Origin of the sequence: Pseudomonas sp. P9_31, from assembly GCF_034008235.1 — a bacterium.
GTDB lineage: Bacteria > Pseudomonadota > Gammaproteobacteria > Pseudomonadales > Pseudomonadaceae > Aquipseudomonas.
On sequence record NZ_CP125375.1, the window covers coordinates 3017213 to 3044008 of the forward strand.

Consider the following 26796-nt stretch of genomic DNA (forward strand, 5'->3'; position numbering starts at 1 on the left):
ACCAAGCTGTTCGAATAATCACAAAAACAAGCTGTTCAACAAGGTCATAACAAGCACAAGGTAGCGGCCTGGCGCCGCAATGCGCTGCAGATGTCCCGCTCTTGCGAGCCGGCATGAATCGCAGCGCGACCCTTGATGGAGGAAGGCGAAGTGAGTGTCGAGCCCCAATCGCAGTCGGTTTTGTCCACCGCTGCCCAGCCGATTTACCGCCGCGTATCCATCGGCCATGCGCCGATTCAGGTGCGCGAGGATGAGCGCGGCATCCTGCATATGCAAGCGTTGGAGCCATTGAGTCCGCTGCCTCAACGCTTGCTGGATCGTCTGGTGCACTGGGCCAGTATCTGCTCGGAAAAAACCTTTATCGCCGCGCGTCAGCAAGGGGGAGAGTGGCGGCACATCAGCTATGCGCAGATGCTTCAGAGCACCCGAGCCATTGCCCAGAGCCTGCTCGGCTACGGGTTGTCCGCCGAGCGGCCGCTGGTGATTCTTTCAGGCAATGACCTGGAGCACATTCAGTTGGCCTTCGGTGCGATGTACGCGGGCATTCCCTATTGCCCGGTGTCGCCGGCCTATTCCCTGCTGTCGAAGGACCTGGCCAAGCTTCGGCATATTGTCGACCTGCTGCAGCCGGGGCTGGTGTTCGCGGCCGACGCGCAACCGTTCCAGCGGGCCATTGAAACCCTGCTAGCGGATAGCGTTCCCCTGATCTTCACCCAAGGCCGATTGGCCGGTCGCCCGTGCGTCTCTTTCGACAGCCTGCTCAGTGAACCGGGGGGCGCCGAGGCCGATGTGGCGTTCAGGGCGACCGGGCCTGACAGCATCGCCAAGTTCCTGTTCACCTCCGGTTCGACCAAGCTGCCCAAGGCGGTGCCGACGACCCAGCGGATGCTTTGTGCCAATCAGCAGATGCTCCTGCAGACCTTTCCGGTGTTCGGCGAAGAGCCGCCGGTACTGGTTGACTGGCTGCCCTGGAACCACACCTTCGGTGGTAGCCACAACGTCGGCATCGTCTTGTACAACGGTGGCAGTTTCTATCTGGACGACGGCAAACCGACGGCTCAAGGGTTCGCCGAAACCTTGCGCAATCTCAAGGAGATTTCACCGACGGCTTATCTCACGGTGCCCAAGGGCTGGGAGGAACTGACGCGCGCGCTGGAGAACGACGGTGAGTTGCGCGAGCGCTTTTTTTCCCGGATCACCTTATTCTTTTTTGCCGCCGCCGGGTTGTCGCAAAGTATCTGGGATCGGCTCGACCGGGTTGCCGAGGCCCATTGTGGCGAACGCGTGCGCATGATGGCCGGGCTGGGCATGACTGAAGCCGCGCCTTCTTGCACCTTCACCACCGGACCGTTGTCGATGGCCGGTTACATCGGGCTGCCGGCACCAGGCTGCGAGGTCAAACTGGTCCCGGTGGACGGCAAACTCGAGGGCTGTTTCCGTGGCCCGCATGTCATGGCCGGGTACTGGCGCAACCCTGAACAGAACGCCGAGGCGTTCGATGCACAAGGTTATTTCCGTTCGGGTGATGCGCTCAAACTGGTCGATGTAAACAACCCGCAACTGGGGCTGATGTTCGACGGCCGCATCGCCGAGGACTTCAAGTTATCGTCGGGTGTGTTTGTCAGCGTCGGCCCGTTACGCAATCGTGCGGTACTGGCGGGTGGGCTGTATGTACAGGATGTGGTGGTCGCCGCGCCTGATCGAGAGTGCCTGGGATTACTGGTTTTCCCCCGGTTGGCGGATTGCCGGACACTGGCCGGACTGGCCCGCGATGCGTCGGATGCCCAGGTGCTGGCGGCAGCGCCGGTGCGCAACTGGTTCTCCCATTGGTTGCACCGCTTGAACGACGAAGCCACGGGTAACGCCACGCGGCTGCAATGGATCGCTCTACTGGTGGAGCCACCTTCGATCGATCTCGGCGAGATCACCGACAAAGGTTCGCTCAACCAGCGAGCAGTCCTGCAATGGCGTGCGGCGAAGGTCGATGCGCTGTATCGCGGTGAAGACGACAGCCTCATCTACGACGGTAACGGTTTGTAGCCGTATCAGCTGAACCTGTGGGAGCGGGCTTGCTCGCTCCCACCATGGGATCCTCACTCAGCGTTTTCGTTGTGATAAACCTTGTGCAGCAACGCCAGCAACTGCTGGCGTTCGACCGGACTCAGGCTTGAGGTGGCAGTGATGTCACTCTGGGCTGCGATCTCCTTGAGTTGTTTGAGGAGTACTTCCCCGGCTTTGCTCAAAAAGATGCCGTACGAGCGCTTGTCAGGTTTGCAACGAACCCGCACCGCCAGGCCACGGCTTTCGAGCTTGTTCAGCAACGTAACCACTTGTGGCGGCTCAATGGTCAGTGCGCGGGCCAGATCGGTTTGCATCAGCCCTGGCTCACTCTCGATGATCACCAATGCAGAGAACTGTGCCGGGCGCAGGTCGAACGGGCGAAAGTCTTCGATCAACTGCTGGAACATTTTCAATTGCGCGCGACGCAGGGCATAGCCAATCAGCGAATCCAGAGAAGCGTCCAGTGGAACGTTCTCGTCAGGAGCGGAAAGCGCTTGGGTAGTGGCGCCAGGCTTTCTGGGCATGGGGTGAGAATCCTTGAGTTTCATAGTTAACATCGTTAATCATTTTCGCACTGTTCACCGTGCACTGACCAGCCTGAATCAGGCCAAGGCTTGTCGGTACTTCTTCAGTCGGTAAGCAAACTGCGCGCGGCTCAGCCCTAGCAGTCGCGCGGCGGCGGCGAGATTGCCTTCACTCTTTTGCAGCGCTTCGTCGATCAGGCGCGACTCCAGTCCTTCAATGGAGAAGCCGTGTTCCAGGCGAGCCAGGGTTTCCAGCAAGGCTGGACGCGGTTGTGTGCCGGCGGGACTCTGGTCGATTGCTGCGAGGCTGCCATTACCGTCCAGAGAGTACGCCTCCTGCGGCATGGGTTCGTTGCGAAACAGGTGGACCAGATCGATGGCTTGACCGTCTTCGCTGGCGATCAGGCCGCGCTCCACCAGGTTTTGCAGTTCCCGTACGTTGCCGGGGAAGTCATAGCGCAACAACACCTTGAGCGCGCGCATGGTCAGCCCGGCGGGCTTGCGGGCATAGGCCTGACAGAAGCGCCGCAGGAACGCGTTGACCAGCAACGGGATGTCGTCGCGACGTTCGCGCAGTGGCGGCAGGGTGATGGGGTAGACGTTCAGCCGGTAGAACAGGTCCTCGCGAAAGTCTCCCGCCGCCACGGCCTTGCGCAGGTCGACATTGGTGGCCGCCACCACCCGGACGTCAACCTTGATCGGCTGACTGCCGCCGATGCGCTCGATCTCGCGCTCTTGCAATGCACGCAGCAACTTGCCCTGGCCCGGCAGGCTCAGGCTGGCGATTTCGTCGAGGAACAGGGTGCCGCCATGGGCGCGCTCGAAGCGTCCGGGGCGCGAATGGCTCGCGCCGGTATAGGCGCCGCGTTCGACACCGAACAGTTCCGCCTCGATCAAATTGTCCGGGATCGCGGCGCAGTTGAGGGCCACGAAAGGCGCTTGGTGGCGGGGGCTGAACTGGTGCAACTGACGGGCGAACAACTCCTTGCCGACCCCGGACTCGCCGCTGAACAGCACCGTGGCAGGCGTCGGCGCAACGCGCTGCAAGGCGAGGGTCGCGGCGTTGAAGGCTGCGCTGGCGCCAATGGGTTTTTGCCCGCCGGATAGCTCGCTGTCTTCGTCCTGGGGGGCGGGCGCCGGGGCTGGACGTTGTCTGGGGACGACGCCGGAGGGCGAGGCGGTGAGATAACTCAGGTCCTGTTCGACATCGCCCCATTGCTCGGCGGTCTTGCCGATCACCCGGCAGCACTCATGGCCCATGCCCCGGCATTCGGTTTCACGGAAGATCACCAGACGGCCGAACAGCCCGCTGACATAACCGATGGCATAGCCCAGTTCGGTCCAGCACACCGGGTCCTGACCGATCCCGTACGCGGCGATATGTTCATCGGCCTCACAGGAGTGGTGCCAGAGGAATTCACCTTCGTAGAAGCCTGAGTCGGCGTCGAATTTGAAGTGCAGGGGTTCGACCTTGGTCATGCCTTCGAGTGTATGCAGACGCGTGCCAGCCGAGAAAATGGCCGCGGCGTCGGCGTCTGGCCAGCGCTCGCGGATCAATCGCGCATCCCGTGCGCCGGACAGATAGCCGGTGCGGGTAAACAGACCGCGGGTTTGCTCCAGCCCCTGGCGGTCGATGATCTCCCGCCGCAGCGCGCCGAAGGATGAACTGTGCAACAGCAGCATGCGCTGGTCGTTGAGCCAGATACGTCCGTCGACGGGGGAAAAGAACAGGCACTCGGCTAACTCGGCCAGGGTCGGTGAGTTGCCCTCGGCCAGTTGCGTGCTGTCTCCTCGGGGCGAGAAATGCTCATCCTGCACCGTGAGATGAGGAAGCAGCGAATGGGGATTATTCATTGTTATGCCCCTGAGCGAGTCGACTGATCGAAATGATCAGTTAGCAAAACAGTTATTAAACATAACTTTATCATTTGGACAAGTGGCGGGGGTGCCCACCCTGCGCCGAACACCTTGTCCTATTTGTCAGTGCTCCTCCCAAGCCAGCAGGCCAGAGCCTTCGCCACCTAAAGCGCGGCGCAATGCAGAAAGTCGGCACAGCCCTTGCTCTACAGCTTTCACGACGCAGACGACCTACATCGTTTAGTAAGGCCGCGTCAGGCAATTACAAACACAAGAGCCGGGAGACCGAAATGTCGGTAAGTGAACCATCTGATTTTCTGCGGGACGAGCTGTGGTGCGAGCGCATCTTCAATGGCGACTGGATACGTCCATTGGGCGGCAGCAACAGCGTCATCGAACCGGCCACCGGTGAGGTGCTGACTGTCACAGGTTTGGCCGATGCGGCGGACATCGCGTTTGCCAGCCTGAACGCTGCCCGTGCTCAACCGGCCTGGGCGGCCTTGGGGCCACGGGAACGCGCCGGGATCTTTCGCAAAGCCGCAGCACTGGCCCAGCAACACTTTGCCGAGCTGGCGCTGTACATCGCTCGGGAAAGTGGCGGCAGCCTGTTCAAGGGTGAACATGAAGTCCGTGAGGCGATCGTCTTGCTGCATCAGGCTGCCGGCCTGCTGTCGCAACCCCATGGCCTGGTCCTTCCCAGCGAGGCGGGACGTTTGTCTTATGCGCGCCGGCTGCCCCATGGCGTGGTCGGGGTGATCTCGCCCTTCAACTTTCCTCTGGTGCTGTCCCTGCGTTCAGTGGCACCGGCGCTGGCGGCCGGCAACGCCGTGGTGCTCAAGCCCGATCCGCAGACCCCGGTCAGTGGCGGTTTCATTATTGCCCGGTTGTTCGAGGCGGCCGGTCTGCCCAAGGGGCTGTTGCAGGTTTTACCGGGCGCCGCAGTGGCCGGTGAGGCCCTGTGCCGCGACCCGCATGTCCGGATGATCGCGTTCACCGGTTCGACGGCGGCCGGGCGCAAGGTCGCGGAGGTGGCCGGGCGTCATCTGAAAAAAGTCGCCCTGGAGCTGGGCGGCAAGAACTCGCTGATCGTGCTCGAGGATGCCGATCTCGAGCTGGCAGCCAGCAACGCCGCGTGGGGTGCCTGGCTGCACCAGGGCCAGATCTGCATGGCCACCGGACGCATCCTGGCCCATGAGTCAATCGCGCAAGAGCTGATTCGCCGGCTGGCAGAGAAGGTACGGGCGATCACGGTCGGCAATGCCGCTCGTGGCGAGGCGGTACTGGGGCCTTTGATCAACAAGCGGCAGTTGCAACGCGTGCATGAAATCGTCACCGAGAGTGTGAAGGCCGGGGCAACTCTGGAAGCCGGCGGCGAGTTTGAACGGCTCTTTTACCAACCGACGGTACTTTCCGGCGTGCGCCCGGGCATGCGCGCATTCGACGAGGAGATCTTCGGCCCGGTCGCCACGGTGGTGAGTTTTGCCAGCGACGAGGAAGCCATCGAATTGGCCAACCACACCGAATATGGCTTGTCCGCGGGGATCATTTCGCCTTCGGTCGGGCGCGCGATGGCGATTGGCGAGCAACTCAATTGTGGTCTGCTGCACATCAACGATCAGACGGTGGCCGACGAGTGCATCAATCCATTCGGCGGACGCGGCAGCTCGGGAAATGCCGGCAGCGTTGGCGGCCCGGCCGACTGGGACGAATACACCCAATGGCAATGGGTGACGGTCAAGGACACCGCGCCGCGCTACCCGTTCTGACGGGCCAGCTTTTTTTACCGGGGCCGACGAGATGGGTCGGCCCACCGAGTACACAAAAATAATAAGAGGACTCAACATGAAACTCGACAACAAGATGGTGCTGGTGACCGGAGTCTCCTCGGGTATCGGCGCCGCCACTGCAAACCTGCTGCGCGCCCACGGCGCCCACGTGATTGGCGTGGATCTGAAGGCCCCGCACATGACCCTGGACGGTTTTGTGCAAGGTGATTTAAGCAGTGCCGAGAACATCGACCGGCTATTGCCGCAGTTACCGGCACGGATCGACAGCCTGTGCAATATCGCCGGGGTGCCGGGCACCGCAAACCCGCAACTGCTGGCGACGGTCAACTACCTGGGGTTGCGTCACCTGAGCCGCGCATTGCTGCCGCGCATCAGCGCTGGCGGCAGCATCGTCAATATCGCCTCGATCCTCGGCGCCGAGTGGCCGTTACGCCTGGAACAGCACAAGGCGCTGGCACGCATCGAAGGTTTCGCCGCCGCACAAGCCTGGCTGGCCGAGCACCCGGTACCGGACGAGACCTGCTACCAGTACTTCAAGGAAGCCTTGATCGTCTGGAATTACCTGCAGGCCCAGCCCTGGTTTCTCGAACATTCAGTGCGCATGAACAGCGTGGCGCCGGGCCCGGTGTTCACACCCATCCTCGGCGACTTCGTGAGCATGCTCGGTGAAGCACGGACCCAGGCCGATGCCCATCGCATGAAACGCCCCGGCTATGCCGATGAGGTGGCGGCGGTGATCGCTTTCCTGTGTGCCGACGAGTCGCGCTGGATCAACGGCGTCAACCTGGCAGTCGATGGCGGACTGGCCTCCACCTACATCTGAAACGCTGTGGTGAGGGGGCTTGCCCCTGTTCGGCTGCGAAGCAGTCGTAAAACCGGCACACGAGTCTCTTGAGAGAACTCGTTGCCTGAATTCAGGGCCGCTGCGCGCCCCAGCGGGGCAAGCTCCCTCGCCACACGTGCAAAGCCATGCCAAAAAATAAAAATAATGAGGAGCGTCCATGAACAACGTTAAACGTTGCTTTCGTTTCAAGCATTGCGCCCTGTTTCTGGCGTTATGCAGCGCAGGCGTGATGGTCGAAAGGGTCGAGGCCATGCAAATGGAGCTCGGGGATTCCGACTGGAAACTGCGTTGGGACAACACCATCAAGTACAGCCAGGCCTGGCGTCTGCAAGGTCAGGACAGCCGATTGGTCAACGCGCCGACCGCCAACGGCCTGTACCCCTCTATCCAGAGTCAGGGCGATAAAAACTTCAGCAGCGGCCTGGTCTCCAACCGTCTGGATCTGTTCTCCGAAATGGACCTCAGCCGGAAAAACTATGGGCTGCGCGTGAGCGGCGCGGCCTGGTACGACGATATCTATAACCAGGACACCGACAGCAGCGAGCAAACCCACTTCCTCAGTGAAACCCGCAAGCTCCACGGTCGCGACGCTGAAATTCTCGACGCCTTCGTGTTCCTGCGCGGTGACCTGGGCGAAGACTCCCAGGGCGTGGTGCGTCTGGGGCGGCACAGCTTGATCTACGGTGAAAGCCTGTTCTACGGTGGCAACGGCATCGCCAATGCCCAAGGCCCGACCGATGTGGTCAAGTTGCTCAGCGTGCCGGGCACCCAGTTCAAGGAGATCCTGCGTCCGGTCAACCAGATCTCCGGGCAGTTGCAGATCAACCCGCAGTTGTCGGTGGGCGCCTACTACCAGTTCGAGTGGGAGCGCTCCAATCTGCCCGGTGCCGGCAGCTACCTGAGCGATGTCGATGCCATCGGCTACGGCACCGGTTCGCTGCGCGAAGTGTTCGGCAACGACACGGTGAATGGCGGTGATTTGAAACCGCGAAATTCGGGGCAGGGCGGTATGCAGATTCGCTTCAAACCCGCCGGGACCGAGCTGGAGCTGGGTTTCTATGCCGCGCAGTATCACGACAAAACCCCGATTGGCCTGTATGCCTACCTCGACGGTGCAGCCGCGGCGGCCACCGGGTTGCCGATCCTGAGTTCCTATCGTCAGGTCTACGCCGAAGATATCAAGACCGCCGGCGTCAGCTTCTCCACCGCTTATGGGCCGTTCAACTTTGCCGGTGAAACCTCCGTGCGCTGGAATGCGCCGCTGGTGAGCAACCTGCAAGTGGTGACCCCAGGCATGGAGGCCGATGGCGGCGATGACTCACTGTTTGCCCGGGGCAAAACCGCTCACGCCAACCTGTCGGCGATTTACCTGCTATCGCCGACGGCTTTCTGGGACGGCGGCTCGGCACTGGCCGAACTGGCGTGGAACCGAACCCTGAGCGTCACCGAGAACGCCGCCGCGCTGGATGCCAATACCACCCGCGATGCCACGGCGCTCCGGGTATTGGTGGAGCCTGCGTACTTCCAGATTGTCGACGGGATCGACCTGACCGTGCCGATCGGCATGGGCGTGGTGCTCGACGGGCGTTCTTCGGCCGTCAACAAGTCGGGCTTCGGCAATACCCATTCCGGCGACTGGAGTGTCGGGCTCAAGGCCACCTACCTACAGCGCTGGGATGTCGGCCTCAACTACGTGAACTTCTTCGGCGCACCGAAAGCCGGGCTGCGCGAGGACGGCAATTTCAGTTACGGGCAGTCGCTGGCCGACCGCGACTTCGTTTCGCTCTACGTGAAAACCTCATTCTAATAAGGTGGATTCGCCATGCAGAACAATGCTTTCCTGAACACTTGCGTCCTCACCCTGGCCCTGGCTGGCATCAGCCTGGCGCAGGCGGCGGTATCGCCTGAGCAGGCTGCACGTTTGAAGTCTGAACTGACGCCTCTTGGCGGCGAGCGCTCCGGCAACGCCGATGGCAGCATCCCGGCCTGGGATGGCGGCTACACCAAGGCCGCGCCGGGCTACAAACCGGGTGACAAACGTCCCGATCCATTCGCCGGCGAGAAGCCGCTGTATTCGATCAAGGCCTCGAACATGGAGCAGTACGCCAGCGTGCTGGCCGAAGGCACCAAGATTCTGTTGAAGAAATACCCGGACTATCGCCTGGACATATACCCGACCCATCGCTCGGCGGCAGCCCCGCAATGGGTGTATGACAACACCAGCAAGAATGCCACCCGTGCCACGCTGGATGTGGAAACCGAAAAAGTCGCCAGCGCCTATGGCGGCATTCCGTTCCCGATCCCGGAGAACGGCGCGCAAGTGCTGTGGAACTACCGGTTGTCCTGGCAGGGCGGCGAGACCATCAGCTCGCCGTTCGATACCTGGCTGATGACCGCCGGTGGCAAGAAGGTCCAGGCGACCCGAGCCCTGTTCAGCTATCAGTTTCCCTACTACTCGGAAAGTGGCAGCCTGGAAAATTTTGCCGGCAAGTACCAGGTTGGCAAGCTGCTGACCGAACTGCCGTCATCCAAGGCCGGCGAAGGCTTGATGACCCATTGGGACATGGACCCGGCCAACCGTGCGGCCTGGCAGTATCTGGTCGGTCAGCGCCGGGTACGCCGAGCGCCGAACATTGCCTACGACACCCCGGACTTCGTCACCTCTGGCGTCGGTCTGTTTGACGAAGCGTTCATGCTGTTCGGGCCTACCGACCGCTACGATCTCAAGCTTGCGGGCAAGAAAGAACTGATCGTCCCCTACAACAATAATCGCGCCGGCCTTGCCAAGAGCGACGACTTGGTCAAACCGAACTTTCTCAATCCTGATCTGGTGCGCTGGGAGAAGCATCGGGTCTGGGTGGTCGAGGCCACGCTCAAATCCGGCAAGCGCCATGTGGTGCCGCATCGAACCTACTACGTCGACGAGGACTCCTGGCAGATCCTGATGGTCGACGGGTATGACGCCCAGGGCAAACTGGGACGGCAGATGTATTCGCTGACGCTGCTGGCGCCAGACCTGCCGGCGCTCACTGCGCAAGTCATGTGGGGCAGCTACAACCTCGATACCGGCGCCTACTTCCTTAACTCTTCGAGCAACGATCTGGCGGTCCAGTACCAGACGATCGCAAAACCTTCAGCTTCCTATTACACACCGGACGCCATGGCCAACGAAAACATGCGTTGAACCATGGAGCGCCGTGACGAGCGAAAAGCTCGTCGCGGTCGCTAGCGATTTTCCAGGCAGGATAAAGACATGAACGTTGAAAAAATCTTTGCGAGTTTTGGTCTGCGATGGAGTGCCTGCGCGCTGGCGTTGTGTCTGTTGGCGAGTACCTCCATAGCTGCGCAGGCCGCGACGTTCGCGGTACTGCAGCAGCCGGCACCGCCGACCGCCAAGGCTGCGCGTGCGGTATTGCTTGGGTTGGCCCGGGCTGGAGAGCGCCTGGTGGCGGTCGGCGAGCGCGGCATCGTGCTGCTCTCGGATGACTCTGGAATGACTTGGCGCCAGGCCCGTGTGCCGGTCAGCGTCAGCCTGACCGCGGTGCAATTCGTCGATGCCGAGCAGGGCTGGGCGGTCGGTCATCTGGGCGTGGTGTTGCACACCGAGGACGGTGGCGAAACCTGGCACAAGCAACTCGACGGTGAGCGTGCCGCCGCGCTGGCGGTGCAGGCCGCGGAGCGCGATGCCGATCAACCGGGCGGTGCCAGCAACCTTGCGCAGGCACGGCAGATGCTCGACGACGGGCCGGATAAACCGTTTCTCGACCTGTACTTCAGTGACCGCCTGCATGGCTACATCGTTGGCGCCTACAACCAGATCTATCGCACCGACGACGGCGGGCGAAGCTGGCGGCCGTGGATGCAGCATGTGAACAATCCGCAGGGCCTGAACCTGTATGGGATCCGCGCTTCGGGTAACGACCTGCTGCTGGTGGGGGAGCGCGGTTTGCTGTTGCGATCCTCCGATGCCGGGCATTCGTTCCAGGCCCTGAAGTCACCTTATGAAGGCAGCTTTTTCGGTGTGCTCGGCACTCGCGGCGGAGCCTTGATTGCCTATGGTTTGCGCGGTAACGCCTGGTGGTCCGATGACCGTGGTGGCAGTTGGCGACGGCTCGACACCGGCATCGAATCAACGTTGGCGAGCGCCATCGAACTGCGCGATGGCAGCCTGCTGTTGGCCAGCCAGAGCGGTGAATTGTTGTTCAGCCATGACCAGGGTCGCAGCTTCGACAAACGGCGGAGCCGTAGCGGCGGGACGGTCGCCGCCCTGCAACAGGCGGCCGACGGCAGCCTGGCCAGCGTCGGTTTGAGTGGCGCGGCGGCTGACCAGGACCCGCGGGCCTCCGGCAAACCTTGAAACTTCACGGTGTAGCGCTAGCGGGCCATGGCCCGTGCAACAGGAGTCAGACTTGAAAGACGACAAAACCCAAACCGTGATCGGCCGCCTGGAAGACTTCGACCAGGCGTCGGGCAACTTCGCTGAGCGGATGATCTTCAATCATCGGCCGCTGGTGATCCTGCTGTGTCTGCTGGTGACCCTGGTGCTCGGCTGGCAAGCCACGCGCATCGGCATCAATGCCAGCTATGAGAAGACCATCCCGACCGGCCACCCCTATGTCGCCAACTTCCTGGAGAATCGCAGCGAGCTGAGCGGCCTGGGCAACGCGTTGCGAATCGCCGTGGAGGTCAAACAGGGCAGCCTCTTCACCAAGGACTACCTCGACACCCTGGCCCGGCTCAACGACGAGCTCTATCTGCTGCCGGGTGTCGACCGGCCTTACATGAAATCGTTATGGACCCCGACCACGCGCTGGACCGCCGTGACCGAGGAGGGGCTCGATGGGGGCACCGTGATCCCCGACGACTACGATGGTTCGGCGGCCAGTATCGAACAGGTGCGAACCAACGTCGCCCGTTCCGGTGAAGTGGGTCAACTGGTGGCCGGTAACTTCAAGTCCAGCGTGATCTTCGTGCCATTGCTTGAAATCAGTCCGCAGACCGGCAAAGCCCTGGACTACGGCGAGTTTTCCCGGCAGCTGGAAGCCCTGCGAGACAAATACCAGACCGATGACCTGCGAATCCACATCACCGGTTTCACCAAGATCGTCGGCGACCTGATCGAGGGGCTGACCCAGGTCTTGTTGTTCTTCGTGATGGCGGTGCTGGTGACTGTGGTGGTGCTTTACGGCTACACCCGCTGCGTGCGCAGCACTCTGGTGGTGGTGACCTGTTCGCTGGTGGCGGTGCTCTGGCAGATGGGCCTGCTCGCGATGCTGGGGTATGAGCTGGACCCATACTCGGCGCTGGTGCCGTTTCTGGTGTTCGCCATCGGCATGAGCCATGGCGCGCAAAAGATGAACGGCATCATGCAGGACGTCGGTCGCGGCACCCACCGGGTGGTGGCCGCGCGTTATACCTTTCGCCGCCTGTTCGCCGCCGGCATGACCGCTTTGCTCTGCGATGCGGTGGGTTTCGCGGTGTTGCTGCTGATCAACATCCGGGTGATTCAGGATCTGGCGATTACCGCGAGCCTCGGCGTGGCGGTACTGATCTTCACCAACCTGATTCTGCTGCCCATCCTGCTCAGCTACATCGGGGTCAGCCCGGCAGCGGCGCAACGCAGCCTGAGTTCGGAAACCGCCGAGTTGCAGGCGCAGATCAAGCATCCGTTGTGGCGTGTGCTCGATTTGTTCACCCAACGGCGCTGGGCCATTGGCGCCATGCTGGGCGGCCTGCTGCTGGCAGCGTTCGGTTTTGCCGTGAGTCTGCACCTGAAAATCGGCGATCTCGATCCCGGCGCCCCGGAGTTGCGCGCCGACTCGCGCTACAATCAGGACGCACTGTTCATGACCCGCAACTATGCGGCCAGCTCGGATATTTTCGTGGTCATGATCAAGACGCCGGAAGATCAGTGCACGCGCTACGCCAGCCTGTCCGCGGTGGACGCATTGGCCTGGCGACTGGAGCAATTGCCAGGCGTGGAGTCGACCACCTCGATGGCGGCGCTGAGCAAGATCGCCACGGCCGGTTACAACGAAGGCAATTTCAAATGGTACGAGCTGATCCCCAATGACGGTGCGCTGGGCGCAGTGCAGACCAGGGCCCCGCGGGAGCTGTTCAATCAGGGTTGTTCGATGCTGTCGCTGTACGTTTACCTGGCCGATCACAAGGCCGATACCCTGAATCGGGTGGTGGAGGCCAGCGAGAAATTCATCAGCGAGCATCAGGTGCCAGAGGTCAAATTCATGCTGGCCGCCGGCAGCGCCGGGATCGAAGCCGCGACCAATATCGTGGTGAAAAAATCCATGCGCGAAATGCTGTTCTGGGTCTACGGCGCGGTCAGCCTGTTATGCCTGGTGACCTTCCGCAGTTGGCGCGCAACCCTGTGCGCGATGCTGCCACTGATGCTCACCTCGATTCTTTGCGAGGCGCTGATGGTGGGGCTGGGCATGGGGGTGAAAGTGGCGACACTGCCGGTCATCGCACTGGGCGTGGGCATTGGTATCGACTACGCACTCTATGTCTTGAGTGTGATCCTGGCTCGAATGCGTGCCGGTGACACCCTGGCTCAGGCGTATTACCAGGCACTGTTATTCACCGGCAAAGTGGTCTTGCTGACCGGCATGACACTGGCGGTCGCGGTATCGACCTGGGCCTTCTCACCGATCAAGTTCCAGGCCGACATGGGCATCCTGCTGGCCTTCATGTTCCTGGTGAACATGCTCGGCGCCTTGATCTTGCTGCCGGCACTGGCCTGGTGGCTGCTGCCGCAGAAGGTCTTTGCAAAGAAGCCTGAAACGAACCTGCTTGCGCAGTTAGTCAAGGAGCGTTGAAGGGCTGAGGTAATGCCGGTCAGTTAAGCGCAATCCTATGTGGGGGCGCTTAAGTGAACAGCATTATGGTCGGATACCGGGCTTTATGGGGGCTGCAATTCTTGCAGGCAAAAAAGAGCCTCGAGGCTCTTTGATGGGGAGGAAGTAGAGCCCAGAGGCTCAAGATGCGCATGAAACAAGTGGTGAGCTTATTGGGGTTCAGTTCACCCACCACCTACGCAACGGCTTTAACCTCCAACCGCTGCGTATCATCATCGTAGGAAGCCACGGGTTCGCGCTCAAGTACCATTAGTCTAATCCCCCCTGCCATGACTCAACGTCAAAAGATCGCAGCCTTCGGCAGCTCACATTGGAGTCGCGTACACCCGTGAAATATCGGGGCGGGCACAAATTCTGTGAGCTGCCGAAGGCTGCGATCCTTTGATCTTCAATTAACCCTGCCTGAACACCAACGCCTTCAACCCGCACTCAACATCGGCATCGGGAAACTCCGGCGGATTCTCCAGCCGCTGCTCAAACCGCAGGCTCGGCGCTTCGCGGGTAACGCCGTCGATGAGAAAGTCCGCACCAAAGGCCGGGTCGTTCATGCAGGCCAGTACCGTGCCTTGCGGGCTGAGCAATTCCGGCAGACGGCGCAGTACGCGCTGGTAATCCTTGGTCAACAGAAAACTGCCTTTCTGAAAGGACGGTGGGTCGATGATCACCAGGTCGTACGGGCCCTTGCCGATCACCTTGCCCCAGGACTTGAACAGGTCGTGGCCGAGAAAACTCACTTTGCTCAGGTCGTGCCCGTTGAGCCGGTGATTGTCGCGACCACGGCTCAGGGCCGGGCTGGACATGTCCAGATTGACCACCTGCAACGCCCCTCCCTCGATGGCCGCCACCGAGAAGCCGCAGGTATAGGCGAACAGGTTCAACACCCGCTTGCCATGCGCATTGGCCCGCACCCAATCACGGCCGTAGCGCATGTCGAGAAACAGGCCGGTGTTTTGTTTGCGGCCCAGGTCCACCCGATAATGCAAGCCGCCCTCGGTGATCGTTATCTCGTCGATTGGCTCCCCGAGCAGCCATTCGCTGGTGCTTTCCAGCAGGTAGCGATGTTGCAGCAGCAAGGTATGCGCGCCGGATGTCTTCCACGCAGGCGATTGCGTGATCGCCATCAGCCACTGCTTCAAATCCTCCAGTTGCGCCGCTTGCGGTTCCTTGAACACGCATACCAGGACCACGCCCTGCAGCCAATCGACGGTCAACTGTTCCAGTCCCGGCCAGCAGCGGCCACGGCCGTGGAACAGCCGACGGGTTTCTGCGGGGGCGTCCGCAAGCGCGGTCAGCAAATGGTCGTGAAGGACGGAGAGGGCGTCTGGGTTCATCGGGCAAGGTCGGCAAAGTAGAAGGGGCGGCATTTTAACCACAATTATGCGCTGACAAACGGTCGTGTTTGTCGGCCTGGACGCAGAATGTCCAAGTCAGGTGTATCAAAAATGAATTTCCACGCTGTCCACTGCTCATACCTGTAGGGGGCGGGTTTGGGCCTGCGAAATCATTTACGTAATCAGGGAGTGGCACAGTCATGAGTCCAGTATCGACGGCGGGCGAACACTTGTCTGACGGTTTGATTCTTGTGGTTGAGGACGACCCGTTGATCCTGGAGTTTCTTTGCGAAATTCTTCAGGAGGAGGGCTTTGCGGTTGAACCGCAGGTCAGCGCGGATGCTGCATCGCAGTTTCTGGAGCAACACGCTCCGCAGGTGGGACTGCTGCTGACGGACATCACCATGCCGGGCAAACTCAATGGCGCGGACCTGGCCAATCAGTTTGGCGACCGTTGGCCAGGCAAACCGATCATGATCATGTCCGGCTTCGAAACTCCGAAAAGTGCCGGGGTCAAGCACCCTGTTTCGTTCATCAAGAAACCCTGGGCAGTGGGGCAGTTGCTCGATTGTGTGCAAAGCGCCTTGCAGTCGAGCCGCACCCTGTAGGAGCTGCCGCAGGCTGCGATCTTTTGATCTTCACTTTAAAAGCAAAAGATCGCAGCCTGCGGCAGTTCCTACAGGGGTGGTGTACATTGGCCGACAATACTTGCCTGGTTCTTGCGAAAGGAAGTCGCCCTTTGTCTGTGAACACATCCCTGCTCAACAGGTCATACCGAGCCTTCTTGTTCGATATGGACGGCACCGTCCTCAACTCGATCGCCGCCGCCGAGCGGATCTGGACGATCTGGGCCCTGCGCCACGGCGTCGATGTCGAGACCTTTCTGCCGACCATTCATGGCGTTCGCGCGATCGACACTATCAACCGTCTGGCCTTGCCCGGGGTGGACGCTGAAGCTGAAGCCGCATGGATCACCGAGGCGGAAATCGACGATGTGGAGGGGGTTGTCGAGGTGTCCGGCGCGGCGAGTTTCCTCAAATCGCTGCCCGCCAACCAATGGGCCATCGTTACCTCCGCGCCACGAGCGCTGGCCCTGCGCCGAATGGCGGCGGCCGGTATTCCCGAGCCGGGTGTGATGGTCACCGCCGAAGACGTCAGCGCCGGCAAACCCGACCCTGCGGGCTATCGGTTGGCCGCCCGTCGACTGCAAGTGGAGCCCGCCGAGTGCCTGATCTTCGAAGATGCCGCCGTCGGTATTCGCGCAGGCGAAGCGGCGGGTGCCAACGTCATGGTTATCACCGCGACGCATGTCCATCCGCTCCAGACCCCGCATGCCACCCTGGCCAGTTATGACGTGGTCGAGGCACGAGTGGATCTCGACAACCAAATCAGCCTGTACACAATCTAATGTGGGCTTGCTCCCAAAGTTGATTGTGGTCGGTCAGTAAACCCCGGGAATCAATCGCCAGCTACGGGCGCAGTAAGCCTCGTATTCACTGCCGAACTGCGCATGTAACAGGGCTTCTTCGGAGCGAATGCGTGCGATCAGCGGGATCAACATCAGCGCGACTAATAGCAACCCGACACCGGAACGAAAAGCCAGCGCCCAACCCACGGCATTGATCAGCAGGCCCAGATAGCTGGGGTTGCGCACGTTCCTATAAATCCCGTCGGTGACCAGGCGGTGCCCCGGCTGAATCGCCACCAGTCCACTGAAACGTTTGCCCAGCACAAACACCGGCCACATCCGCAGTGCGCCGCCGCCGATGAACAGCAGCGCCCCCAGCCAACGTACGCCCTCACCACCGAAGGTCCAGAAGTCGATCCGGTCGGTGTAGGCCGGCAGATACCCGCTCAACAACCCAAGCACCCCGAAAACCGGCAGCACCCAGCGATTGGCCCGGTCTTCACGTTCACCGGAGCTCAGGTTGCCCTCGCTGAACAAGGACAGAATTGCCATCACCAGGGTTGCCAGCGCAATGACCACCAGCGGCGGGTGGGAGAAAAAAACCGCTAACCCGCCCAGCCCGAACACCGCGAGAGCGAGGTAGGCAAGGGTGGTGGTGAGGGTGAAAAACGCGAGTTTGGCCGAAATTTTCATGACTGACTTCGCAAAAAGGGCATATGACCAGTGTAGGAGCTGCCGAAGGCTGCGATCTTTTGATCTTTCGGGCGGTGTTGGTAGGTGCAAATCAAAAGCAGAGTCAAAAGATCGCAGCCAGCGGCAGCTCCTACGGGGGGGCAGCGCGTTATGAGGACGGTAGTCGTGAACTAAGCTTGGATAAGGATGAGCCTGTCCGTTCCCCCCTGGCTTGTTGAAAGATCTCAACGAGCCGGTACTGCCACAAGGAGCACACGATGCTTCACATCAGAACACCTCTGATTCTGCACCCGGGCCTGTCGACCCCGGCCCGGCGAATCTGGCTCAAGCTGGAAAACCTGCAACCCAGCGGCTCGTTCAAACTGCGCGGCATGGGCTTGCTGTGCAGCCAGGCAGCGGAGCAGGGCAAGCGCAAAGTCGTCTGTCCTTCCGGTGGCAACGCCGGTTTGGCCACCGCCGTGGCCGCCGCCAGCCTTGGGCTGAAAGCCTGCATTGTGGTGCCGAACACTACCCCGGAAACTACCCGCGCCAGGATCAGGAAAACCGGTGCCGAGGTGATTGTCCACGGCAAGGTCTGGGACGAAGCCAATCAACGGGCGAAAGAACTCGCACAGGGTGCGGACACCGAATATGTACCGGCCTTCGATCACCCGGTGTTGTGGGAAGGACACAGCACGATGATCGATGAGATCCTCGAGGACTGTCCTCAGGTCGATGTGTTGGTGACGTCGGTGGGGGGCGGCGGATTACTGGCGGGTCTGCTCACCGGACTGATCCGTCATCAGCGCATGGATTGTCGAATCGTTGCGTGCGAAACCCAGGGCGCGGCGTCTTTCGCGGCCGCCGTCAGTGCCGGACACCCGGTCAGACTGCCGCGCATCGACACCGTCGCCACATCACTCGGCGCGGCGCAAGTGGCCGCCTGGCCGGTGCAGCACATCCTCGACTTTACGCACGAATGCGTGGTGCTCAGCGATGATGAAGCGATCATGGGGGTGGTTCGTTACGCCAACGACCTGCGTCAGTTGGTCGAGCCGGCGTGCGGTGTTTCATTGGCGGTGGCGTACCTCGACCATCCGGCGATTGCCGAGGCCCATGATGTGGTGATTGTGGTGTGCGGCGGCGTCAGCATCAGCGCGCAGTTGGTTGCCGGCTGGGCACGCCTGTCCGTCGGGGTCGAGAAAAACAGCGCTGAAGCAAAGTAGGGCTGGAAACGCTATCCAGCCCCTATCGCTTACGTTTGCAGACGTTAGTTACCTGCTGAAATGCCTTCCTGAACGAGGATCGCTCTGGCCAGGTCTTCGTCGCTGGCCTTGAGGCCGGGATGATTTTGGCGAATTTCCTTCAACACCGACTCCAGGTAAACGCCACGGATCGTACCGCCACTGGCGACGAAACTGGAGGCGTCATCCCGGGCGGGAATGGCCATTTTGTGATCCTTGAACGTCGAATACAGCGATGCGGAAACCCCGGCCGAGGTGGCGACATCGCCCGCATCCACACGGGCCATGGCCGAACCAAAGGGCAAACAGAGCACGAGTGAAGAGACTAATAGCAGACGGCGCATGACGGTGTCCTCTGAAAGCGTGAAGCGTAAAAGAAGTACCACATATTTTAGGATTCCTGGTGGCGGTCAGGAGTTCCCTGGCGAAGTCATATATGCACCAGCGGCACGTTCACCCGTCAGTTCGGTCGTCATGCGATCCGTAGCAGCCTTCGGCAGCTGCTACGCAGATCGTTTGTAACGGTGATGTGGTCATGATCGCCCGTTAACGAGGATTCCGGTGATCGGCGGCTGCGATGCCGATCGCCACGGGGGCTATTCTTGGCAATGCGCCCATCGACATGGGAGACCTCTGATGATCAACGTACGCACTGCCCATATGCTCGCCGATTACAGACGCTGGGCCGATCAGCGACTCTTCGACAGCCTCATGGCGCTGCCACCGGAGGAGCTCAACCGCAAACGGTTGTCGGTGTTCAACAATATGATCGGTACCTTGAACCACATCTACGTGGTGGACTGCATCTGGCAAGCCCACCTGGAGGGCCGGGGGCACGACTTCAAAACTTCCCATGACCTGCTCCATACCGAGCTTGCCGAGCTGAGAATGGCGCAACAGGAGATCGATCAATGGTTCTGTGGATGGAGCTCGGCCCAGACCGATGACTCGTTGGATGAACCCATCGAATTCACCTCCGTGTCGGGGGAAAACGGGGTCATGAGCGCCGGCGCCATGCTGTTGCACGTGGTTAACCACGCCAGTTATCACCGGGGCTGGGTGATCCAGATGTACTTCGAGATTCCGGCGATGCCGCCGATCACCGACCTGTCAGTGTTTCTGCGCGAGGTGCCGGGGTATTGAGTCGAGTTTCCCGGCCCAAACAAATCCAATGTGGGAGCGAGCCTGCTCGCGATGACCTAGTGTCAGACAACATCAGTGTTGACTGAAAGGCAGCCATCGCGAGCAGGCTCGCTCCCACAGGGATCTTCTTTGTTATCGAGATTGGGTCAGGCCTGAGAAATCAGGCTCTGCCGGCAATCGAGCACCAACAGCGCACCACCCAGTTCGCTGTTGCCGACTTCCAGCGTAAACCCATGCAGGCTGACAATCGCCGCGACGATCGACAGCCCCAGCCCGAAACCGCTTTGCGGGTTGCCACCTTCGGCGCGATAGAAACGCTGAAACACCGCCTCACGCTCGGCCAGCGCAATGCCGGGACCGGAGTCGAGCACTTCAATCCGCGTGTGCCCAGCGTCATTCACCCCACGCAAAATCACCTGGCCACCCGGCGGCGTGAACTTGATCGAGTTGCTCAGCAAATTCGCCACGGCTTCGAACAACAGCGCCCGGTCACCGTTCAGTCGGGGCAGGGATTCGGGTAGTTGCAGTTCAAAGGTCAGCTCACCTTCTTCCGCCAGCGGCAGGTAAAAGTCATGCAGCTCTTGCAGCAACGGCACCGGGTCCAGTTGCACGAAACCCGAACGACGCTGACGATCTTCCAGCTCGGAAATCCGCAGCAAGCCACGAAACCGCGCCATCAAGGTATCCGCTTCGCCGAGCACGGAATCCAGTTGCACGGCCAGCGTCGATCCGTCATCGGCCTGCTGCTGAATCCGGTACAGCTGGGCCCGCAGGCGCGTCAGCGGCGTGCGCAGGTCGTGGGCGATGTTGTCGCATACGCCCTTGACCTCGTGCATCAAGCGCTCGATGCGTTCGAGCATGGCGTTGACGATGGCGGCGAGCATGTCCAGCTCGTCGCGGCGATTGGACAGTGGCAGGCGTCGGGTCAGGTCGCCGGCGACGATGGCTTCGGCGCTGGCCTGGATCGCCCGGATCCGCCGCAGCGGGCGCCGCCTTAATAAATGCCAACCGGCGATGCCGGGCAGAATGGTCAGCGACACGCCCCACAGCAGCGCGTGCAGGATGATCCGGGTCACGGCAAACAATGAACCGTTGTCCCGCACCAGCACCAGCCAGCGCCCGTCCAGGGTGCGGGTCGCCACGGCGTCGCAGCTGTCGGTGGGCAGGGTCGGGTCGTCGGACTTGGCGCAGTCGCCGAGCATGTGAATCTTGCCGTCCAGCGGCAGGCCTTCGGGGATCTGGCGCAGGGCACCGCTGAGGTAGCGCTGCTGGTCATCGAACAGGCCATAGGCATCGATGCCGCGAATGTCGAAGGTCATGCTGGCTGCGAGGGCGTCCACCAGTTGCTCGCCCTGAAAGCGTGCAAACAGATGCTGACGTTGCATCAGCGAATGCTTGGCCAGGGTGTCGAGGTAGCTGGACACCTCGTAGTACATCACCCCCATGAGAATCCCGCTCCAGGCCACGAACAGCGAGCTGTAAAGCGCCAGCAAGCGGCTGCTGGAGGAGCGCCAGCCTTTAGAGGGGTTCAGCAATGACATAACCCGAGCCTCGCACGGTCCGAATCAGTGGGACTTTGCCTGGCGGGTCGATCTTCTTGCGCAGACGGCCGATGTGCACGTCGATCAGGTTGGTGCCAGGGTCGAAGTGATAACCCCAGACTTCTTCGAAAATCATCATCCGCGACAGAATCTGCCCGGTGTTGCGCATCAGAAACTCCAGCAACTTGTACTCGGTGGGCAATAGCGTCAGCAACTGGCTGTCGCGGCTGGCTTCGTGGCTGATGAGGTTCAGCTCCAGATCGGCTACGCGCAATGTGGTGGCCTGGGCCGTCACGGTGTTCTGCCGGCGCAGCAAGACTTCTACCCGGGCGGCCATTTCATCGGTGGCGAACGGCTTGGTCAGGTAATCGTCGCCGCCGGCGCGCAGGCCGCGAACCCGTTCATCAACGTCGGAGAGGGCGCTGATCATCAGGATCGGCGTGGCCACGCCCATGGTGCGCAGGGTGGTGACAATCGCCAGGCCATCGAGCTCCGGCAGCATGCGGTCGAGGGTGATCAGGTCGTAGTCGCCGCTGACCGCACGCGCCAGGCCTTCACGGCCATTGTCGACCCAATCCACGTCAAGGCCGTGGCTACTCAGTTCGGCGACGATTTCCCGGGCGGTCACAGCGTCGTCTTCGATGGTCAAGATGCGGGTCATAGGGCTGGCCTGATAATCGGTTCAATACGAAGTTGGGGGCATTTTGCCAAGAATTGAGCGCGGCTTTTTAAATTAACTTTCATGTGGCCTCGTGAGCCAGGCCAGAACGTTGATATCATCCGGCCATAACTCTAAAGGGAAGCTGCACTGTGCGCACTTTAATGATTCGTGGCTGGATGCCGATGTTACTGCTGCTGTTGTGCATGTTCGGCTCATCCGCCTGGGCTGCCAACACGCCGTGTTCAGGGAAGAAGGGCGGTATCGATCGTTGCGACGGCGATCTGTTCCTGTGCAATGACGGCTCCATCAGCGGCTCGAAGAAAAGTTGCTCGGCGATGTTTGGCAGTAAAAGCCAGGCGCGACCGCAGACCCTGTTACAGGATACCGATGGCTGTGCCTGCGGCACCGGTACGTTTTGCACCGGGCCAAGAGGCGGGGTGTATTGCCTGACGCCCAGCGGCAACAAGAGTTACAAGCGCAAGTAGTTCGTTTGCAGCCAAAAAACGGGTCGCCCAGCTGCCGCTTCTACCTCGAGTAGAGGCGGCAGTTTGCTTTTTGGGCCTAGAAGCGACGATGTTGCCTGCCATGCCGTCTTCGCGAGCAGGCTCGCTCCCACATTAGTCCGTGGTGTTCAGGAGCTTTGTGCCTGCCCCATAACCCCTGTGGGAGCGAGCCTGCTCGCGAAAGCGACCTGTCAGGGCGCAGACGTTTTCACTGGCCTGGATCAATATTTCCTTCGGCGAAACTTCCTAATATAAAAGTTCCAGGCCCCTCCTGCGGCATCGGCCACAGTGCTCTGGCGCGCAACGGTTGCGCTATCCGGTTGGCCGGCAAGGTGTAAGTGCAGCATGGAGCTGGCAACCCTTACCTGAACTTTTCAAGGATGAACTTCGCAATGCAACGCTTAGACAGAACCTTCGATATCCAGCCGCTGATGCAGGCGGATTTGACTGTGCGCATCAATGGCCAAACCGTCAGCGCCGCCATCGGCGAAACCGTCCTGACGGTCATTCAATCACTGGGCATTCGCCAGGTGGCCCGTAACGATCACGATCAAATCAGTGGTGCCTATTGCGGCATGGGTGTGTGCCAATGCTGCCTGGTGAAAGTCAATGGTCGGCACAAACGTCGCGCCTGCCAGACGATCGTGCGTGAGGGCATGAGCGTCGAAACCCGGGTCAACCGTATCGCCGGGCAGGAGGTGTCATGAGCCTGCGTCCGGTGATCGTCGGCGGCGGGCCGGCGGGTATGGCCGCGGCCATTGAACTGGCCCGGCACGGTGTGCGCAGCACCTTGCTTGAAGAAGCTTCGCGGCTCGGTGGGGTGGTCTATCGCGGCCCCTTGCGCGATAACGTTCAGCTCGACTATCTGGGGCCGCGCTATTCAGAAGCGCTGGCCAAACTGCATGGGGAGTTCCAGGATCAGTCGAGCCTGATCGATGTGCGCTTGAACCATCGCGTGGTCGGTGCCGAAGGCACTCGCGCACTGGTGCTGCTGGACGCCGATGAGCGTTTGCAAGAGGTCGAGTATCCGCAGCTGCTGTTGGCGGCCGGTTGCCACGAACGCAGCGTGCCATTCCCCGGCTGGACCTTGCCCGGCGTGATTCTACTGGGTGGTTTGCAGCTGCAGATCAAGAGCGGCGTCGTTAAACCCCAGGGGCCGGTAGTGATCGCGGGCACCGGCCCGTTGTTGCCGCTGGTGGCCTGCCAGCTGCACGCGTCGGGGGTGAGCGTCGCCGGGGTTTACGAGGCGTGCGCGTTCGGCAAGATCGCTCGGGAAAGCCTCGCGCTGTTGAACAAGCCGCAGCTGTTTCTCGATGGCTTGAGCATGCTCGCGTACCTGAAACTGCACGGCATCCCCATGCACTATGGCTGGGGTGTGGTCGAGGCACAGGGCGAGGGTGAGTTGAATTCAGTGACCGTTGCGCCGTACTCCAGTACCTGGGAGCCAGACCTGAGCCGCGCCGTACGAGTGGCCGCGCAAACTCTGGCGGTCGGCTACGGCTTCATTCCACGCACCCAACTCAGCCAGCAAATGGGCCTGAACCACGGCTTCAGCGATGACGGCTATCTGCGGGCCAGTGCCAATGTCTGGCAGCAAAGCAGCGAGCCCCACGTGCATCTGGCCGGTGACATGGGCGGGATTCGCGGTGGGGAGGCGGCCATGCTCGCGGGAAGGATTGCGGCCGTGTCGATCCTGCTGCAACGGGATGTGATGGACGCGGAACTGGCGCGGGTCCGGCGTGACCGTTACCTGTCGAAACTCAAATCCATCGTGCGTTTTCGCGCCGCCGTCGACCGCTACACCGAACGGGGCGCCGGGCAGACCGCCTTGCCGGCCGCCGACACGGTGATCTGCCGCTGTGAGCACGCGACTCGTGCCGACATCGATCGGGCGCTGGAGCAGGGCGTGCAAGATCTGGCCAGCCTGAAAATGCGCACCCGAGTGAGCATGGGCGATTGTCAGGGGCGCATGTGTGTCGGGTATTGCTCCGATCGTTTGCGCGAAGCCACCGGGCGGCAAGACGTGGGCTGGTTGCGACCGCGGTTTCCCGTCGACCCGATTCCTTTTTCAGCGTTCCAGTCTGTCGGCACGGAGGCCGCAAGTCATGAGTAAGTTCTACGACGTGGTCATCGCTGGTGGCGGTGTGATCGGGGCGTCCTGCGCCTATCAATTGTCCAAGCGCAAACACTTGAAAGTCGCGCTGATCGACGCCAAGCGTCCCGGCAACGCGACTCGCGCTTCGGCCGGCGGCTTGTGGGCGATCGGTGAATCGGTGGGCCTGGGGTGCGGGGTGATCTTCTTCCGCATGATGTCGGCCAATCGCAAGCGCGAAGCCCAGGGCGCGGCAGTGGCGGTGGATTCCAGCACGCCGCACATCCTGCCGCAGTCGTTCTTTGATTTCGCCTTGCAGTCCAACGCGATGTACCCGGATTTACACCGGGAGTTGCAGGAAAACCACGGGATGGATTTCAAGTTCGAGAAGACCGGATTGAAATTCGTGATCTACGACGATGAAGACCGGCTCTACGCCGAGCACATCGTCGCTTGTATTCCGCACCTGGCGGATCAAGTGCGCTGGCTCGATCAAACGGCGCTGCGCGAAGCCGAGCCGAGTGTCAGCCATGAGGCGAGGGGGGCGCTGGAGTTTGTCTGCGACCATCAGGTCAGTCCGTTCCGCCTGGCCGATGCCTACACCGAAGGTGCTCGGCAAAATGGCGTGGATGTGTATTTCAACACCAACGTCACCGGCGTGCTGCACCACGGCGCGCGGGTCAGCGGTGTGCAGACCGCCGAGGCCGGAGTGTTCCATTGCGACACGTTGATCAACGCCGCCGGCGCGTGGGCCGCCGACCTCAGCGAGCAGGCCAGCGGGATTCGCATTCCGGTGAAACCGGTGAAAGGCCAGATCCTGCTGACCGAGCGCATGCCGAAAATCCTGCGCGGTTGCCTGACCACCAGCGATTGTTATGTGGCGCAGAAAGACAACGGCGAAGTCCTGATTGGCAGCACCACCGAAGACAAGGGGTTCGACGTGACCACCACCTACCCGGAAATCAGCGGCCTGGTGCAAGGCGCGGTGCGCTGCATTCCAGCACTCGCCGACATCAATTTGAAACGTTGCTGGGCGGGGTTGCGTCCTGGCTCGCCGGACGAGCTGCCGATTCTCGGGCCGATGAAAGGGGTAGAGGGTTACCTGAATGCCTGCGGACATTTCCGCACCGGCATCCTGACTTCGGCGATTACCGGCGTGTTGCTGGACAAACTGGTGAATAACGAGCCGTTGCCACTGGATATCACACCGTTTCTGGCGGATCGGTTTGAAGTGGCGCCGCAGATCGGACTGACGGAAATGCAAATGGCCTGACCTCAACCTCACCACAGACGCGCGAGCGCTGTGGTGAGGGCACTGGCGCGGTCACTCTTTAACGCTCATGAACTCCTTGGCCCAAAGAATGTAGTCTTCCGGCTTTGTATAGGTATGAGTCAGTTCGGTCGCGTTCAGGTCGCAGGCCTGGGTGAAAATCTGGCGTTGTTCGCGCAGGCTGTCGTAAGTGGCTTTGATGGCGGCGAAATAGGCGCCATGGCCGTCGATCGTGACGCGTACGCCCAATTCGGCCAGGCGTTTGTCGTCACGCAACAGCGGGTTGCCGTAGGTGACCAGCATCAGTGGCACGCTCAGGTGCTCGGCTATCTGCTCCAGTTGGTCGAAATCCTGCACGCCCACCATGCAAATTCCGTCGGCCCCGGCCTGCTGGTAATGCCGGGTGCGGCTGATGATTTCCTGGATCGGCAAGATCCCCGCGTTGGTGCGGGCGATGATCGCCATTTCCGAATCGACGCGGGCTTCCAGTGCCGCGCGAATCTTGCCGACACCTTCGGCAACCGTGATCAGATCGGTGGACTTACGGCCGAATTGCGCCGGCAGCAGGGTGTCTTCGATGGTCAGGGCGGCTACACCGGCGCGTTCGAGCTCGACAATGGTGCGCATGACGTTGAGCGCGTTGCCGTAGCCGTGGTCGGCATCGGCGATGACCGGCAATTGCGCCACTCGGCCGATGCGGGTGGCCTGTTCGGCGAACTCGCTGAGGCTGATCAAGGCAAAGTCGGGGGCGCCCAATACCTGCAACGACGCGACCGAACCACCGAGGATCCCCACTTCAAAACCCAGGTCGGCGGCGATGCGTGCCGACATGGGGTCGAAGACCGACGCCGTGTGATAGCAGGTGTCGGAAGCCAACAGTTGGCGGAAATTACGGCGTAAATCTTGATGAGACAGCCTGGACATATGAGTTCCACCATACAAAGGAATGGAAGGGCTTGAGCAAAGGTGTCAACGCCGAAGGAACA

The 26796-nt window shown here is 61.1% G+C and carries 23 protein-coding genes; 15 read left to right on the forward strand and 8 right to left on the reverse strand.

The genetic code is table 11. The features are described 5' to 3' along the window. Window positions 1-135 precede the first annotated feature (135 nt). Window positions 136-2040 (forward strand): feruloyl-CoA synthase, encoded by a 1905-nt coding sequence (locus tag QMK51_RS13230; RefSeq protein ID WP_320394352.1) that lies wholly within the window; start codon window positions 136-138, stop codon window positions 2038-2040. A 53-nt stretch (window positions 2041-2093) separates the two neighbouring features. On the opposite strand, the gene QMK51_RS13235 is transcribed toward QMK51_RS13230, so the two are convergent. Together QMK51_RS13235 and QMK51_RS13240 are read right to left on the reverse strand one after the other, a co-directional pair. After that, complete coding sequence (locus QMK51_RS13235; RefSeq protein WP_320394353.1) at window positions 2094-2585, reverse strand: MarR family transcriptional regulator; 492 nt, start codon at window positions 2583-2585, stop codon at window positions 2094-2096. A 78-nt stretch (window positions 2586-2663) separates the two neighbouring features. Beyond that, the gene (locus QMK51_RS13240) at window positions 2664-4439 is read right to left on the reverse strand and encodes a sigma 54-interacting transcriptional regulator (protein WP_320394354.1); all 1776 of its coding nucleotides are present in this window, start codon (window positions 4437-4439) and stop codon (window positions 2664-2666) included. 293 nt (window positions 4440-4732) lie between these two features. Here QMK51_RS13240 and QMK51_RS13245 point away from each other — a divergent pair, with 293 nt between their 5' ends. From QMK51_RS13245 to QMK51_RS13270, 6 genes are all read left to right on the forward strand, one after another. After that, window positions 4733-6208 carry a benzaldehyde dehydrogenase gene (locus QMK51_RS13245; protein ID WP_320394355.1) on the forward strand — a complete coding sequence of 492 codons (1476 nt, stop codon included), beginning with the start codon at window positions 4733-4735 and terminating at the stop codon, window positions 6206-6208. Between the two features lie 76 nt (window positions 6209-6284). Beyond that, window positions 6285-7052 carry a coniferyl-alcohol dehydrogenase gene (locus QMK51_RS13250; RefSeq protein WP_320394356.1) on the forward strand — a complete coding sequence of 256 codons (768 nt, stop codon included), beginning with the start codon at window positions 6285-6287 and terminating at the stop codon, window positions 7050-7052. A 178-nt stretch (window positions 7053-7230) separates the two neighbouring features. Further along, entirely contained in the window at window positions 7231-8880 is a 1650-nt protein-coding gene (locus QMK51_RS13255; RefSeq protein ID WP_320394357.1) for a DUF1302 domain-containing protein, read from the forward strand. Between the two features lie 15 nt (window positions 8881-8895). Further along, window positions 8896-10257, forward strand: coding sequence for a DUF1329 domain-containing protein (locus QMK51_RS13260; RefSeq protein ID WP_320394358.1), 1362 nt, complete (start codon window positions 8896-8898; stop codon window positions 10255-10257). 69 nt (window positions 10258-10326) lie between these two features. Further along, on the forward strand, window positions 10327-11430 hold the full coding sequence (locus tag QMK51_RS13265; protein WP_320394359.1) for a WD40/YVTN/BNR-like repeat-containing protein: 1104 nt from the start codon (window positions 10327-10329) through the stop codon (window positions 11428-11430). A 52-nt stretch (window positions 11431-11482) separates the two neighbouring features. After that, complete coding sequence (locus QMK51_RS13270; RefSeq protein WP_258700402.1) at window positions 11483-13906, forward strand: efflux RND transporter permease subunit; 2424 nt, start codon at window positions 11483-11485, stop codon at window positions 13904-13906. A gap of 431 nt (window positions 13907-14337) precedes the next feature. On the opposite strand, the gene QMK51_RS13275 is transcribed toward QMK51_RS13270, so the two are convergent. After that, the gene (locus QMK51_RS13275) at window positions 14338-15276 is read right to left on the reverse strand and encodes a class I SAM-dependent methyltransferase (protein WP_320394360.1); all 939 of its coding nucleotides are present in this window, start codon (window positions 15274-15276) and stop codon (window positions 14338-14340) included. Window positions 15277-15476: 200 nt separating this feature from the next. On the opposite strand from QMK51_RS13275, the gene QMK51_RS13280 reads away from it, so the two are divergent. Continuing rightward, window positions 15477-15884 (forward strand): response regulator, encoded by a 408-nt coding sequence (locus QMK51_RS13280; RefSeq protein ID WP_320394361.1) that lies wholly within the window; start codon window positions 15477-15479, stop codon window positions 15882-15884. 131 nt (window positions 15885-16015) lie between these two features. Continuing rightward, on the forward strand, window positions 16016-16684 hold the full coding sequence (locus tag QMK51_RS13285) for an HAD-IA family hydrolase (protein ID WP_320394362.1): 669 nt from the start codon (window positions 16016-16018) through the stop codon (window positions 16682-16684). Between the two features lie 33 nt (window positions 16685-16717). Here QMK51_RS13285 and QMK51_RS13290 read toward each other — a convergent pair whose 3' ends face one another. Further along, window positions 16718-17377 (reverse strand): isoprenylcysteine carboxylmethyltransferase family protein, encoded by a 660-nt coding sequence (locus tag QMK51_RS13290; RefSeq protein ID WP_320394363.1) that lies wholly within the window; start codon window positions 17375-17377, stop codon window positions 16718-16720. 257 nt (window positions 17378-17634) lie between these two features. On the opposite strand from QMK51_RS13290, the gene QMK51_RS13295 reads away from it, so the two are divergent. Further along, window positions 17635-18582, forward strand: a complete 948-nt coding sequence (locus QMK51_RS13295; RefSeq protein ID WP_320394364.1) for a pyridoxal-phosphate dependent enzyme — start codon at window positions 17635-17637, stop codon at window positions 18580-18582. Between the two features lie 44 nt (window positions 18583-18626). Here QMK51_RS13295 and QMK51_RS13300 read toward each other — a convergent pair whose 3' ends face one another. Then, on the reverse strand, window positions 18627-18944 hold the full coding sequence (locus tag QMK51_RS13300; protein ID WP_258700408.1) for a DUF2388 domain-containing protein: 318 nt from the start codon (window positions 18942-18944) through the stop codon (window positions 18627-18629). Window positions 18945-19236: 292 nt separating this feature from the next. On the opposite strand from QMK51_RS13300, the gene QMK51_RS13305 reads away from it, so the two are divergent. Beyond that, window positions 19237-19743 carry a DinB family protein gene (locus tag QMK51_RS13305; protein ID WP_320394365.1) on the forward strand — a complete coding sequence of 169 codons (507 nt, stop codon included), beginning with the start codon at window positions 19237-19239 and terminating at the stop codon, window positions 19741-19743. Between the two features lie 146 nt (window positions 19744-19889). Here QMK51_RS13305 and QMK51_RS13310 read toward each other — a convergent pair whose 3' ends face one another. Together QMK51_RS13310 and QMK51_RS13315 are read right to left on the reverse strand one after the other, a co-directional pair. Then, on the reverse strand, window positions 19890-21284 hold the full coding sequence (locus QMK51_RS13310; RefSeq protein ID WP_320394366.1) for a HAMP domain-containing sensor histidine kinase: 1395 nt from the start codon (window positions 21282-21284) through the stop codon (window positions 19890-19892). Beyond that, window positions 21262-21945 carry a response regulator transcription factor gene (locus QMK51_RS13315; RefSeq protein WP_048397077.1) on the reverse strand — a complete coding sequence of 228 codons (684 nt, stop codon included), beginning with the start codon at window positions 21943-21945 and terminating at the stop codon, window positions 21262-21264. Before QMK51_RS13315 ends, QMK51_RS13310 begins: the two co-directional genes overlap by 23 nt. Window positions 21946-22106: 161 nt before the next feature. Here QMK51_RS13315 and QMK51_RS13320 point away from each other — a divergent pair, with 161 nt between their 5' ends. The 4 genes from QMK51_RS13320 (at window position 22107) to hcnC (ending at window position 25813) form a co-directional block, all read left to right on the forward strand. Then, window positions 22107-22430 carry a hypothetical protein gene (locus QMK51_RS13320; RefSeq protein ID WP_320394514.1) on the forward strand — a complete coding sequence of 108 codons (324 nt, stop codon included), beginning with the start codon at window positions 22107-22109 and terminating at the stop codon, window positions 22428-22430. Between the two features lie 410 nt (window positions 22431-22840). After that, window positions 22841-23155 carry a (2Fe-2S)-binding protein gene (locus QMK51_RS13325; RefSeq protein ID WP_320394367.1) on the forward strand — a complete coding sequence of 105 codons (315 nt, stop codon included), beginning with the start codon at window positions 22841-22843 and terminating at the stop codon, window positions 23153-23155. Beyond that, on the forward strand, window positions 23152-24561 hold the full coding sequence (hcnB, locus tag QMK51_RS13330) for a cyanide-forming glycine dehydrogenase subunit HcnB (protein ID WP_258700412.1): 1410 nt from the start codon (window positions 23152-23154) through the stop codon (window positions 24559-24561). The genes QMK51_RS13325 and hcnB overlap by 4 nt, the downstream gene beginning before the upstream one ends. Beyond that, entirely contained in the window at window positions 24554-25813 is a 1260-nt protein-coding gene (gene hcnC, locus QMK51_RS13335; RefSeq protein ID WP_320394368.1) for a cyanide-forming glycine dehydrogenase subunit HcnC, read from the forward strand. The genes hcnB and hcnC overlap by 8 nt, the downstream gene beginning before the upstream one ends. Before the next feature lie 51 nt (window positions 25814-25864). Here hcnC and QMK51_RS13340 read toward each other — a convergent pair whose 3' ends face one another. Then, entirely contained in the window at window positions 25865-26734 is an 870-nt protein-coding gene (locus tag QMK51_RS13340) for an isocitrate lyase/PEP mutase family protein (RefSeq protein ID WP_258700414.1), read from the reverse strand. Window positions 26735-26796 lie beyond the last annotated feature (62 nt).